Here is a 12656-nt window from a genome sequence, read left to right as displayed (position 1 = left end):
GAACCGACGCCAAAAGCGTCGGTTTTTTTATGGCTATACTTACCGGTTGTGCAGGACACCACCCATCAGGAGGACAAATGACCATTCAGGCACTGCAGGATAACGAACTGTTTCAGACCGGGTATCTGGTTAACGGCATCTGGAAACCCCTTGAGACCACGTTCGATGTAGTAAACCCGGCGACTGGTGACGTTATCGCCAAAGTGGCGAAGGCGGGTAAGAAAGAAGCCGAAGCCGCCATTGCTGCCGCCCACAAAGCCTTTCCCGGCTGGCGTGCAACCCCGGCGAAAGTGCGCTCAGAAATTCTCAATAAATGGTATCAACTGATCGTTGAAAACAAAGCCTGGCTCGCCCGGTTAATGACCACCGAACAGGGAAAACCGCTAAAAGAAGCTGAAGGTGAGGTGGAGTATGCCGCAAGTTTTATTCAGTGGTTTGCCGAGCAGGGCAAACGTGCTAACGGTGAAATTATTCCCCCTGTGAAACCAGGCTCACGCATTCTCGCCACCCGTGAACCGATTGGCGTCGTCGCGGCGATTACGCCGTGGAACTTCCCGATGGCGATGCTGACCCGCAAGCTAGGTCCGGCGCTGGCGGCGGGCTGTACCGGGATCATCAAACCTGCAAATAACACGCCGCTCTGCGCCTTTGCGCTGCTGGTGCTGGCCAAAAAAGCCGGGGTGCCGGACGGGGTACTTAACGCGGTCGCGGGGAATACCCAGGAGATAAGCGATGCCATTATGGCAAGCCACGAGGTGCGGAAAATCTCCTTTACCGGCTCTACATCGGTGGGTAAGACGTTGATGCGTAATGCAGCGGAGACCATGAAAAAGGTCTCGATGGAGCTTGGTGGCAACGCACCTTACATCGTCTTTGACGATGCGGATATCGACGCCGCGGTAAAAGGCGCCGTTGCCAATAAATTCCGCAACGCAGGCCAGGTGTGCGTCAGCGTTAACCGCTTCTTCATTCACGATCGCGTGTACGATGCGTTCACCCGCAAGCTTGCAGAGGCGGTCAGTGCACTCAAGGTGGGTAATGGCGCTGAAGAAGGGGTTATCGTCGGCCCGTTGATTGAACCTTCGGCGGTGAAGAAAGTTCAGGAACATATTAATGATGCGGTTGCTAAAGGCGCTAAGGTGCTGGCAGGCGGTAAAGCGCACGCGCTGGGCGGTTGCTTCTGGCAGCCAACGGTGCTGGGTGAATGCCATGATGACATGTTGCTGGCGCAGGAGGAGACGTTTGGCCCACTGGCGGCCTGTTTCCGCTTCAGTAGTGAGGAAGAAGTCATTCAGCGTGCTAATGATACACCCTATGGTCTGGCGGCTTACTTCTATACTCAGAACTTACAGCGCGTGTTTCGCGTCTCGGAAGCCCTCGAAAGTGGCATGATCGGCATCAACGAGTGTGCGGTCTCAACGGAGCTTGGGCCATTTGGGGGAGTGAAAGAATCCGGGCTTGGGCGTGAAGGCTCTGTTCTGGGGCTGGAAGAGTTCCTTGAAGTGAAAACTCTGCATCTGGGCGGTTTATAGGGCAGGAATGGGGCAGCAGAATGAAAGTCTATACCTTTGATTTTGATGAAATCGAAAGCATGGATGATTTCTACCGGCAGTTTTGCCAGACGTTCTCACTCGATCGTGAGCAGGTCAGCGATCTGGATTCGCTCTGGGATGTGGTGACCCTCAATGCGTTACCGCTGCCGATGGATATTGAATTCATCCATATTAGCGAGACTCAGCGTCGACGTTTTGGCGCACTGATTCTGCTGTTTGATGAGGCGGAAGAGGAGCTGGGAGGACAGCTTCGCTTTAACGTACAGCTATAAAAAAGCCCCCGCCGGGGCGGGGGCAAGTCGTCGGGTAAAAGACGACGAGGGTTTATTTGTACAGCTCAGCCGTTGCGTGCCAGGTGTCACCGGAGCGGGCTTCAATAATGCGGTAGGATGTGGCACCCTCTTTTTCCGCTTTCGCTGCCAGTTCCTGACGCATATCCATCGGTGCGCTACCTACCTGGGAAACGGAGATAGTGCCCATGGATTGCAGATTTTGTGCCTGTTCAGCGCTGATCTGATGAGCTGCCGCGTTGGCGCCGAATGACAGAACAGAAGCTAAACCAAGAGATGCGATAATCAGTGTGCGTTTCATAATCTTTACTCCTCAATAGGGTCTCATTTCCACGGCGAGAAGGTTTCTACTGCTTTTTTTATGCCTGGTGCCGTAGTCATTTACAGGGTCTGGTGTCGTTAAAACTTATTTGTACAGCTCTGCCGTGGCATGCCAGTGGTCGCCGCTGCGTGCTTCAATCACGCGATATGCGGTCGCACCTTGCTCCTGGGCTTTCTGGTTCAGCATTTCACGCATATCCATCGGAGAAGAGTTAACTGCACCTACAGAAATGGTGCCGATGGACTGACGGTTCTGAGCCTGTTCGCTGTTGATAGAGTCCGCAGCGAAAGTGGCGAAAGAGAGGGATGACAGGATGCCGATCATGGCAACTTTATTCTTCATATTCATTTTCAATACCTCGTCGAATCTTTTACTGGGGTCAATGTTTTTCGTGACCCTCATCACAAAATTAAGTATACACTCGTAACGGAAAAAATTAATACCCTGCTAATTGTTGCACTGGCAATAACTTGTTTAAAAAATAGGCGAAAAGGCCTTGTGAGAGTGTGTGTTTTATTGAAATATTCAAATAAAACAAATGGATATGATGAGTTAGCATTTCGTGCGAAAGTATTCGCCATGTGAATGATTCGGGGTGGAGAAACGCACTATTTGTTAAAGTAACGGCAGGAGAATGTTGCGTTTTGGTTGCGGTAAGGCAGATTTACCCTCTGACCGGCAGCCAGAGGGTAGGGGAATCAGAGCTCTTGTTCGAACAGCACCAGAATGGCTTCGTAGAGATCTTTCACTGAGAAATCACGGGCTGGGGTGGTGAAGATAGTGTCATCACCGGCAATGCTACCGAGAATGCCCTCTGCTTTACCCAGTGAGTCCAGCAGGCGTGCGATGAGCTGCGCAGCGCCAGGGCTGGTATGGATAACAACAACGGCGTCGTTGTAATCGATATCCAGTACCAGGTTCTTCAGCGGGCTGGAGGTAGTCGGAACGCCCAGTTCAGCCGGAAGGCAGTACACCATCTCCATTTTGGCATTGCGCGTGCGCACGGCGCCAAACTTCGTCAACATGCGAGAGACTTTGGACTGATTGATATTTTCGAAGCCTTCTTCCTGCAGAGCCTGAACAATCTCCCCCTGAGAACTAAACTTTTCTTCTTTGAGCAGCGATTTAAACGCTTTAATTAACTCTTCTTGCTTGGCCGAGCTTCGCATAAGTCACCCATATTATGGTGGAAAAACAACATTATTATGCATATGAATGAATTTTTATGCAAACTATCTGCCATGAAAAAGGCTGAAATAATGTTATGAAAGGGGATGATTTTATCAAATTTCGTTATTAAGAAACATGCCTGTGTCACGGGACGAAAATAAGGGCAAAAGTAAATCAAATGTTATGAAAATGATGTTGTTTTGCGGGTCTGGCAGGGTGTATTGTAACCAGCAGTCAACCTCCAGGCGGTTTTCGGGAGATTCGAGTGTTAAAAGATTATTGAAACTCTACAAACCCCGCATTCCTGACGCGATCTTATTGCCATCATTTGCATGCTAAATTAAGGTCACCGCAATGGACGGTAGATTACATTAACCATAATAAGGAGTTTAAGGATGAAAGTCGCAGTCCTCGGCGCAGCTGGCGGTATTGGCCAGGCGCTTGCCCTACTACTTAAGACCCAACTGCCTTCAGGCTCAGAACTCTCCCTGTATGATATTGCGCCGGTTACCCCAGGCGTGGCAGTCGATCTTAGCCATATCCCAACTGATGTGAAAATTAAAGGTTTCTGCGGTGAAGACGCGACTCCGGCACTGGTTGGTGCTGACGTCGTGCTGATCTCCGCAGGTGTTGCACGTAAGCCAGGTATGGATCGCTCTGACCTGTTTAACGTTAACGCTGGGATTGTCAAAAACCTGGTGCAGCAGATTGCTAAAACCTGCCCGAAAGCTTGCATCGGTATCATCACTAACCCGGTAAATACGACGGTGGCGATTGCCGCAGAAGTGCTGAAAAAAGCCGGCGTTTATGACAAAAACAAACTGTTTGGCGTGACCACGCTGGACATCATCCGCTCTAACACCTTTGTTGCAGAGCTGAAAGGCAAGCAGCCGACCGAGATTGAAGTCCCGGTTATCGGTGGTCACTCTGGCGTGACCATTCTGCCGCTGCTGTCGCAGATCCCGGGCGTGAGCTTCTCTGAGAAGGAAGTGGCTGACCTGACCAAACGTATCCAGAACGCGGGCACCGAAGTGGTGGAAGCGAAGGCGGGTGGCGGTTCTGCAACCCTGTCTATGGGTCAGGCTGCAGCGCGTTTCGGCCTGTCGCTGGTTCGTGCCCTGCAGGGTGAGAAAGGCGTGGTGGAATGCGCTTATGTTGAAGGTAACGGCCAGCACGCGCGCTTCTTCTCTCAGCCACTGCTGCTGGGTAAAAACGGTATCGAAGAGCATAAGGCTATCGGTGCGCTGAGCGCATTTGAACAGCAGGCGATGGAAGGCATGCTGGATACGCTGAAGAAAGACATTACGCTTGGCGAAGAGTTCGTTAACAAGTAACCGGCGTCAGATGTCAAAACCGGAGCCATTGGCTCCGGTTTTTTTATGCCCGTCAGTTGGTGACGGGGTATTCCTGAACGGTAACTTCGATGGTTATCTTCTTATCTTCACGCATCACTACCACCGGGATAACCGAACCGGGGCGGATCTCTGCCACCTGGTCCATGGTCTCCAGGGCAGAGATAGCCGGTTTGTTATTCACCGTCAGGATAACGTCGTTCACCTGAATGCCGGCAAGCGCTGCCGGGCCACCAGGGGAAACTTCGTTGACGACAATCCCCTGAATCTGGTCGATACCGCCGCCAGCCTGGGCGTGCATCGGTGCGATTTCGCGCCCACCAATGCCGATATAACCACGAATGACGCGGCCGTCACGGATAAGCTTATCCATGATTTTGGTCGCCAGCTGAACCGGAAGCGCAAAACCAATGCCCTCCGGAGTTTCGCCGTCGTTACTCTTATCAAAGGAGAGCGTGTTAATACCCATCAGCTCACCCAGGGAGTTCACCAGTGCGCCCCCCGAGTTGCCGTGGTTGATAGAGGCATCTGTTTGCAGGAAATTCTGTCGACCGCTTGGGTTGAGGCCGATACGACCGGTCGCGCTGATTATCCCCTGTGTCGTCGTTTGCCCCAGGTTAAAGGGGTTGCCGATGGCCAGCACAACATCACCGATGTGCGGTACGCGCTTCGGGTTAATCGGGATCACCGGCAGGCCGCCGTTGGCGTTAATTTTGAGTACCGCAAGATCCGTCAGGCTATCGGAGCCGACCACCAGGGCTTCGAACACCCTGCCATCCTGCAGGGCGACGATAATCTGGTCTGCGTCACTTATCACGTGCTTGTTGGTAATAATGTAGCCACGTTCGTCCATAATCACGCCGGAACCGAGGGTGCGTAGCTCCAGCTTATTTTGGCCGGTGCTGTTCAGCCCGCGGGTATAGACGTTAACCACGGCGGGTGCCGCACGTCGTACCGCAGAGTTATAGCTGACAGGAGATTCGTCGCCACTGTCGAAGGTTGCCGAAGTTGTGGCGCCAAACTGGCGTAACGAGGGAAGCGCGGCGAGCAAAATGCCGCCAACAATCAATCCAATTGCAGTCGAACGTATGAGCTTTGCGAGCATAATGCCGATATCACTGGTGAGTAAACAGCCGAAGCATAGCACGAGTTATCCGGGCAGCACACGTCGGCGCTGCCCGGAGTGGGGCGTTTAACGCAAAAGCAGATAAATGCTTTCATTGCCGCGCACCACATTCAAGGCGATGACGGACGGCTTGGCTTCCATCACTTTGCGTAATTCAGCGATAGAATGGATGCGTTCACGGTTAATGCCGATGATGATGTCATCTTTATGCAAACCAATCTGCGCGGCGGCGCTGCCCTTCTCGACGCTGTCGATAGAGACACCTTTAGTGCCATCCTTCATTTGCCCATCGCTGAGAGCGGCGCCCTGAAGTGCCGGGGCGATAAGTTCTGCACTGGCGGTCGAAGAGGTGCTTTTATCCAGCGTCACTTCAACGGTAAGCGGTTTGCCGTCGCGTAGCAGACCGAGCTTCACTTTGGTGCCCGGCGCTGTCGTTGCGATACGCGAACGCAGCTCGGCAAAGCTGCTGAGTGGTTTATCGTTCAGGCTAACAATCACGTCGCCCGACTTAATCCCCGCTTTTGCCGAACCGGAGTTTGGCAAGACTTCGCTGACAAACGCGCCGCGCTGCACATCCAGCTTAAAGGCTTTGGCGATGTCGGCGCTCATCTCGGTGCCTTTAATCCCAAGCAGCCCACGTTTGATTTCGCCAAACTGGATAAGCTGTTGCGAAAGCGTGCGGGCCATGTTGCTGGGGATAGCAAAGCCGATGCCGACGCTACCGCCCGCAGGTGCCAGAATGGCGGTGTTAATACCAATCAGTTCGCCGTTCAGGTTGAGCAGGGCGCCGCCGGAGTTACCGCGGTTGATGGAGGCGTCGGTCTGAATAAAGTTCTCCAGCCCTTCGAGGTTCAGCCCACTGCGCCCCAGTGCGGAGACGATGCCCGAGGTGGCCGTCTGGCCAAGGCCGAAGGGGTTACCTACGGCCACCACGAAATCACCGACCCGGAGCTTGTCGGAGTCGGCAATGGCGATTTGCGTGAGGTGGCTGGCGTTTTGCAACTGCAGCAGCGCGATGTCGCTTTGTTCATCGCTGCCGATCAGTTTGGCGTCGAATTCGCGGCCGTCGTTGAGCTGGACGCTGATTTTTTGCGCCTGGCTCACCACGTGGTTGTTGGTCAGCACGTAGCCTTTCGCGGCGTCGATGATGACGCCAGAGCCCAGGCCTTCAAACGGCTGTGCCTGCTCGTCGGGTCCCTGGTCGCCAAAGAATTTTTTCAGCTCGTCAGGAACCTGCTGGCTCTGCACCGCCGTACCTTCTACCTGAACGCTCACCACGGCAGGCAGGACTTTTTCCAGCATCGGCGCAAGGCTCGGCAGCGCCCCCTGGCCTGGCACCTGTGTTGGCAGCGAGGCTACCGCAGGCATAGACGCAGAGAGAGATAAACCAACGCTTAACGCTAACGCACTCAACAGCAAAGTAGATTTCTTCATTGATGCTGGCTCTCGTAACCTGATGGGTAAGTAAAATTCCCAAAAACAGTATGATGTTATTGAAATTTTAACCGGGTAACAATGCGGGTAACGATTAAATAATAGCTGGGGTGAGGAAGAAGAGACGGGCGCAGAAGGCGCGCCCGTAAATAAATTTTAGCGGATGTGCGATTAATCGCGTTTTGCACCACCGCGCAGCAGGCCAGACGCGCCATCGGAGTAGTCGCGCGGCATCTGCACCGGGGCCTGGTCGTTGCCCGCTTCGGACTCGGCCAGACGATTGCGGAACGGATTGGTTTCCGCGGTCATTTCCGGCAGCAGGCTGCTGGAGCTTTTCGCCATGTGCTGGTACAGCTGACGATAATCGTGCGCCATGTTATCAAGCAGCTCCGCGCTGCGGGCAAAATGGCTGACTAACTCTTCACGATAATCTTCGAGCTCTGCTTTGTTTTTTTCCAGTTCGTACTGCAGGGCCTGTTGTTGACGTAATTTGCGGTTGCCAAAACGCATGGCGACGGCGCCGATAATGAGGCCGACGACTAACCCAATTAGCCCATATTCCCAGGTCATGAACTTCTCCCGTTGTTTTGTTGTTCCGTAGGGTGTTGGCCGAGAGGCGACTCCTTGCCCGCGCCCGATAGTGCCACTATAACCGCTATTTCCTTAGAAGTGGAATCCTGGCGTATCATCACGTAGTGTAGAACGGCTTTTTTTTCGACAACTGTGAACGACTGCAAGTTGCTTTTCAGGGAATAACAATAACTTATGCAAAGCCTTACCCCAACATCGCGATATATCCAGGCACTCAACGAGGGCACCCACCAGGCGGACGATGTCCAGCGCGAGGCCGTGAGCCGGCTCGACGTTATCTGGCAGGAGCTGACCATCAGCAAAGAGGCTCCCCCCACAGGCGGTGGGCTGAAAGCAAAATTCGGGAAGCTGTGGGGTAAGAAAGAGACGGCAACGGCCCGGACGCCGGTACGAGGTCTTTACATGTGGGGCGGTGTGGGGCGTGGCAAGACCTGGCTTATGGATCTTTTCTATCAGAGCCTGCCAGGAGCGCGTAAGCAGCGTCTGCATTTCCACCGCTTCATGCTGCGCGTGCATGAAGAGCTGACGCAGCTGCAAGGACACAGCGACCCGCTGGAGATCATCGCCGACCGTTTCAAGGCCGAAACTGACGTTCTGTGCTTTGACGAGTTTTTTGTTTCCGACATTACCGACGCCATGCTGCTCGGCGGGTTGATGAAGGCGCTGTTTGCCCGCGGCATTACGCTTGTGGCAACGTCAAATATTGCGCCTGACGGTCTGTATCGTAATGGCCTGCAGCGTGCGCGCTTCTTACCGGCAATTGAGGCGATTAAAGAGCACTGTGACATCATGAACGTTGATGCCGGGGTGGATTACCGACTGCGCACGCTGACCCAGGCTCATCTGTGGCTGTCGCCGCTTAACACGGAAACCATGCAGCAGATGGATGCGCTGTGGCTGGCGCTGGCCGGTGCGCCGCGTGAGCACGCGCCGGAGCTTGAAATAAACCATCGTGCGCTGCAGACCATGGGCGTAGAGAACCAGACGCTGGCGGTGTCATTTACCACGCTGTGCGTGGATGCCCGCAGCCAGCACGACTACATTGCGCTCTCGCGCCTGTTCCACACCGTGTTGATGTTTGATGTACCGGTGCTGACCCGCCTGATGGAGAGCGAAGCCCGCCGCTTTATCGCGCTGGTGGATGAGTTCTACGAGCGCCACGTCAAGCTGGTGGTAAGCGCTGCCGTGCCTTTATATGAGATTTATCAGGGCGAGCGTCTGAAGTTTGAATTTCAGCGCTGCTTGTCGCGTCTGCAGGAGATGCAGAGCGAAGAGTATCTTAAGAAATCGCATATGCCATAAATGCCTCTTCTCCCCGTGGGAGAAGGGTTGGGGGGGAAGGCGTCAGGCCGCACACCCCCAAACCCCGAAAAACCCGCGGCAAAGCATATAAAGGGGTCGATCTTTGACCTCGACTTCTCTATAATCTTGCGACCCCACGTTACGAGAAGGTTTTTTCCCAAAACTTTCTATGTGCTGGCATTTGCTATTCGAAGGGGTAGGTTTGCCGGACTTTGTCGTGTGAGCCTCAACTGACTAAAACGTTTGGGTGTTCACCAACGTGTAACTTATTACTTGGGTAAGCTTTTAATGAAAACTTTTACAGCTAAACCAGAAACCGTACAACGCGACTGGTATGTTGTTGACGCGACCGGTAAAACTCTGGGCCGTCTGGCTACCGAACTGGCTCGTCGCCTGCGCGGTAAGCACAAAGCGGAATTCACTCCGCACGTTGATACTGGTGACTACATCATCGTTCTGAACGCAGAAAAAGTTGCTGTAACCGGCAACAAGCGCGAAGACAAAATGTACTACCACCACACTGGCCACATCGGTGGTATCAAAGAAGCGACCTTTGAAGAGATGATTGCCCGCCGTCCTGAGCGTGTGATTGAAATCGCGGTTAAAGGCATGCTGCCAAAAGGCCCGCTGGGTCGTGCTATGTACCGTAAACTGAAAGTTTACGCGGGCAACGAGCACAACCACGCGGCACAGCAACCGCAAGTTCTTGACATCTAATCGGGATTATAGGCAATGGCTGAAAATCAATACTACGGCACTGGTCGCCGCAAAAGTTCCGCAGCTCGTGTGTTCATCAAACCGGGCAACGGTAAAATCGTTATTAACCAGCGTTCTCTGGAACAGTACTTCGGTCGCGAAACTGCCCGCATGGTAGTTCGTCAGCCGCTGGAACTGGTCGACATGGTTGAGAAACTGGATCTGTACATCACCGTTAAAGGTGGTGGTATCTCTGGTCAGGCTGGTGCGATCCGTCACGGTATCACCCGCGCTCTGATGGAGTACGACGAGTCCCTGCGTGGCGAACTGCGTAAAGCTGGCTTCGTTACTCGTGATGCTCGTCAGGTTGAACGTAAGAAAGTCGGCCTGCGTAAAGCACGTCGTCGTCCGCAGTTCTCCAAGCGTTAATTGCTTCCTGCATCTGCAGGAGAACAATTGGCGAAAAAACCCGCTTCGGCGGGTTTTTTTATGGACATAACGCGTGTTTCTCACCATGCTGCGCTGAATTCCTGGTCTTTTTCAGCATTTCCAGAATCCCCTCACCACATCGTCGTTAAAATCTGGTAAACTATCATCCAATTTTCTGCCCAAATGCCGGGGATTGTTCATTTTTTGGTTTCTTATGGAACAAAAAGTGTATTCCTTGCGAATGGGGCCTTTTATCTGGCTGGTCACCGTGTGGCCGGTAGCAGTAAAAATTCTGAATATACCTGGAGGTTTTCATGGCTGTCGCTGCCAACAAACGTTCGGTAATGACGCTGTTTTCTGGTCCTACTGACATCTATAGCCATCAGGTCCGCATTGTGCTGGCTGAGAAGGGTGTTAGTTTTGAGATAGAACACGTGGAGAAGGACAACCCACCTCAGGATCTGATTGACCTCAACCCGAATCAAAGCGTACCGACGCTGGTGGATCGTGAGCTCACCCTGTGGGAATCCCGCATCATTATGGAATATCTGGACGAGCGTTTCCCTCATCCGCCGCTGATGCCGGTATATCCGGTTGCGCGTGGTGAAAGCCGTCTTTATATGCATCGTATCGAGAAAGACTGGTACACGCTGATGAACGTCATCACGACCGGTTCTGCTGCTCAGGCGGATGCTGCACGTAAGCAGCTGCGTGAAGAACTTCAGGCAATTGCGCCGGTCTTCACTCAGAAACCTTACTTCCTGAGCGACGAGTTCAGCCTGGTGGATTGCTACCTGGCGCCGCTGCTGTGGCGTTTGCCGGTACTTGGCATCGAAATCGTGGGCGCGGGTGCGAAAGAGCTGAAAGCCTACATGACTCGTGTCTTCGAGCGTGACTCTTTCCTCGCTTCCTTAACTGAAGCCGAGCGTGAAATGCGTCTTGGTCGAGGCTAACTGAATGGATGTCTCACAACTGTCTCCACGCCGTCCTTATCTGCTGCGAGCCTTTTATGAGTGGCTGCTGGATAACCAGCTGACGCCGCATCTGGTGGTGGATGTCACGCTGCCAGGGGTTCATGTGCCGATGGAGTACGCTCGTGACGGTCAGATTGTCCTGAACATCGCGCCGCGTGCGGTGGGGAACCTGGAACTGACTAATGACGACGTTCGCTTTAATGCGCGCTTCGGCGGCGTTCCGCGTCAGGTTTCTGTTCCGCTGGCGGCAGTGCTGGCCATTTACGCACGTGAGAACGGCGCTGGCACTATGTTTGAGCCAGAAGCAGCCTACGACGAAGAAGTACCCAGCCTTAACGACGACGGCGATGTCTCTGAAGAGAACGAGACCGTAATGTCGGTGATTGACGGTGATAAGCCGGATCACGATCACGATCCTGACGACACTCCGCCGCCACCGCGCGGTGGTCGCCCGTCGCTGCGGGTCGTGAAGTAATTGCTGACAGGCCCCGCGGGGCCTGTTTTGTTATCGGCTTCCCGTTTACCCAGTTAAAAATTCCTGTGATAAGATAAAGAAAGCCGTCACTTATCAACGCTATGGGCCTATGAACGCATTTGATCCTTCAGCCGACAACGCTTCCGACACCATTGGCCGCAGCCTGCGCCGTCGCCCGTTGGCGCGCAAAAAACTGTCTGAGATGGTGGAAGAAGAGCTGGAGCAAATGATCCGTCGGCGCGAGTTTGCTGAAGGAGAGCAGCTGCCTTCCGAGCGTGAGCTGATGACTTTCTTCAACGTAGGTCGCCCCTCGGTCAGAGAAGCGCTGGCTGCCCTGAAACGCAAAGGTCTGGTGCAGATTAACAACGGTGAACGTGCTCGCGTCTCCCGGCCATCAGCCGATACCATCATTGGTGAACTCTCCGGGATGGCGAAAGATTTTCTTGCCCACCCCGGCGGCATTGCGCATTTTGAACAGCTACGCCTGTTTTTTGAATCGAGCCTGGTGCGTTACGCGGCGGAAAACGCCAGTGATGAACAGATTGCGCTACTCACGAAAGCGCTGGAGCTGAATAGCCAGACGCTGGATGACAACACCCTGTTCATTCGCTCAGACGTTGATTTCCACCGCGTGCTGGCGGAAATTCCCGGCAACCCGATCTTTATGGCTATCCACGTTGCGCTTCTGGACTGGCTGATCGCCGCCCGACCGAAGGTGCCAGAGAAAGAGCTGTTGCAGCATAATACCGTCAGCTATCAACAGCATATCGCCATCGTCGATGCCATCCGTCGTCACGATCCGGACGAGGCGGATCGCGCTTTGCAAACCCATCTCAACAGCGTTTCTGCCACCTGGCACGCTTTCGGTCAGGGAAAAACACCCCGCAAGTAACACGATCCTGACGATCGGTATTTAGTGAAGCCGATCGCACAATAGAATTT

The 12656-nt window shown here is 53.6% G+C and carries 15 protein-coding genes; 9 read left to right on the top strand and 6 right to left on the bottom strand.

The genetic code is table 11. The features are described 5' to 3' along the window. Nucleotides 1-77 precede the first annotated feature (77 nt). Both GYRE_RS14070 and GYRE_RS14065 read left to right on the top strand, forming a co-directional pair. On the top strand, nt 78-1532 hold the full coding sequence (locus tag GYRE_RS14070; protein ID WP_006818065.1) for an NAD-dependent succinate-semialdehyde dehydrogenase: 1455 nt from the start codon (nt 78-80) through the stop codon (nt 1530-1532). 20 nt (nt 1533-1552) lie between these two features. Further along, a complete protein-coding gene (locus tag GYRE_RS14065; protein ID WP_006818066.1) occupies nt 1553-1825 on the top strand; it encodes a barstar family protein in 273 nt (90 codons plus the stop codon). A 52-nt stretch (nt 1826-1877) separates the two neighbouring features. On the opposite strand, the gene yhcN-B is transcribed toward GYRE_RS14065, so the two are convergent. From yhcN-B to argR, 3 genes are all read right to left on the bottom strand, one after another. Further along, nucleotides 1878-2144, bottom strand: a complete 267-nt coding sequence (yhcN-B, locus tag GYRE_RS14060) for a DUF1471 family stress response protein YhcN-B (protein WP_006818067.1) — start codon at nt 2142-2144, stop codon at nt 1878-1880. Between the two features lie 105 nt (nt 2145-2249). Next, nucleotides 2250-2513 carry a peroxide/acid stress response protein YhcN gene (gene yhcN / locus GYRE_RS14055; protein WP_038256055.1) on the bottom strand — a complete coding sequence of 88 codons (264 nt, stop codon included), beginning with the start codon at nt 2511-2513 and terminating at the stop codon, nt 2250-2252. A gap of 350 nt (nt 2514-2863) precedes the next feature. Beyond that, nucleotides 2864-3334: a transcriptional regulator ArgR gene (argR, locus tag GYRE_RS14050; protein ID WP_006818069.1), complete on the bottom strand. Its 471-nt coding sequence runs from the start codon at nt 3332-3334 to the stop codon at nt 2864-2866. Between the two features lie 396 nt (nt 3335-3730). On the opposite strand from argR, the gene mdh reads away from it, so the two are divergent. Further along, on the top strand, nt 3731-4669 hold the full coding sequence (mdh, locus tag GYRE_RS14045; protein ID WP_006818071.1) for a malate dehydrogenase: 939 nt from the start codon (nt 3731-3733) through the stop codon (nt 4667-4669). Between the two features lie 52 nt (nt 4670-4721). On the opposite strand, the gene degS is transcribed toward mdh, so the two are convergent. From degS to zapG, 3 genes are all read right to left on the bottom strand, one after another. Beyond that, complete coding sequence (gene degS / locus GYRE_RS14040) at nt 4722-5792, bottom strand: outer membrane-stress sensor serine endopeptidase DegS (RefSeq protein ID WP_006818072.1); 1071 nt, start codon at nt 5790-5792, stop codon at nt 4722-4724. Nucleotides 5793-5879: 87 nt separating this feature from the next. Beyond that, nucleotides 5880-7247 (bottom strand): serine endoprotease DegQ, encoded by a 1368-nt coding sequence (degQ, locus tag GYRE_RS14035; RefSeq protein ID WP_038256053.1) that lies wholly within the window; start codon nt 7245-7247, stop codon nt 5880-5882. Nucleotides 7248-7418: 171 nt separating this feature from the next. Beyond that, nucleotides 7419-7817 (bottom strand): Z-ring associated protein ZapG, encoded by a 399-nt coding sequence (gene zapG / locus GYRE_RS14030; RefSeq protein WP_038256051.1) that lies wholly within the window; start codon nt 7815-7817, stop codon nt 7419-7421. Nucleotides 7818-8012: 195 nt separating this feature from the next. Between zapG and zapE the strand changes: the two genes are divergently transcribed. The 6 genes from zapE to nanR all read left to right on the top strand — a co-directional run bounded on the left by zapE (nt 8013) and on the right by nanR (nt 12606). After that, nucleotides 8013-9140, top strand: coding sequence for a cell division protein ZapE (gene zapE, locus GYRE_RS14025; protein ID WP_038256048.1), 1128 nt, complete (start codon nt 8013-8015; stop codon nt 9138-9140). A 288-nt stretch (nt 9141-9428) separates the two neighbouring features. Continuing rightward, complete coding sequence (gene rplM, locus GYRE_RS14020) at nt 9429-9857, top strand: 50S ribosomal protein L13 (protein WP_006818076.1); 429 nt, start codon at nt 9429-9431, stop codon at nt 9855-9857. A gap of 15 nt (nt 9858-9872) precedes the next feature. Beyond that, a complete protein-coding gene (gene rpsI / locus GYRE_RS14015) occupies nt 9873-10265 on the top strand; it encodes a 30S ribosomal protein S9 (RefSeq protein ID WP_000829815.1) in 393 nt (130 codons plus the stop codon). A 314-nt stretch (nt 10266-10579) separates the two neighbouring features. After that, the gene (gene sspA, locus GYRE_RS14010; protein WP_006818079.1) at nt 10580-11218 is read left to right on the top strand and encodes a stringent starvation protein SspA; all 639 of its coding nucleotides are present in this window, start codon (nt 10580-10582) and stop codon (nt 11216-11218) included. 4 nt (nt 11219-11222) lie between these two features. Beyond that, complete coding sequence (sspB, locus tag GYRE_RS14005) at nt 11223-11714, top strand: ClpXP protease specificity-enhancing factor (RefSeq protein ID WP_006818080.1); 492 nt, start codon at nt 11223-11225, stop codon at nt 11712-11714. A 109-nt stretch (nt 11715-11823) separates the two neighbouring features. Continuing rightward, nucleotides 11824-12606, top strand: a complete 783-nt coding sequence (gene nanR, locus GYRE_RS14000) for a transcriptional regulator NanR (RefSeq protein ID WP_038256044.1) — start codon at nt 11824-11826, stop codon at nt 12604-12606. Nucleotides 12607-12656 lie beyond the last annotated feature (50 nt).

It is taken from the genome of Yokenella regensburgei ATCC 49455, assembly GCF_000735455.1.
Taxonomy (GTDB): domain Bacteria; phylum Pseudomonadota; class Gammaproteobacteria; order Enterobacterales; family Enterobacteriaceae; genus Yokenella; species Yokenella regensburgei.
This window is presented reverse-complemented; position numbering and strand designations above follow the sequence as displayed.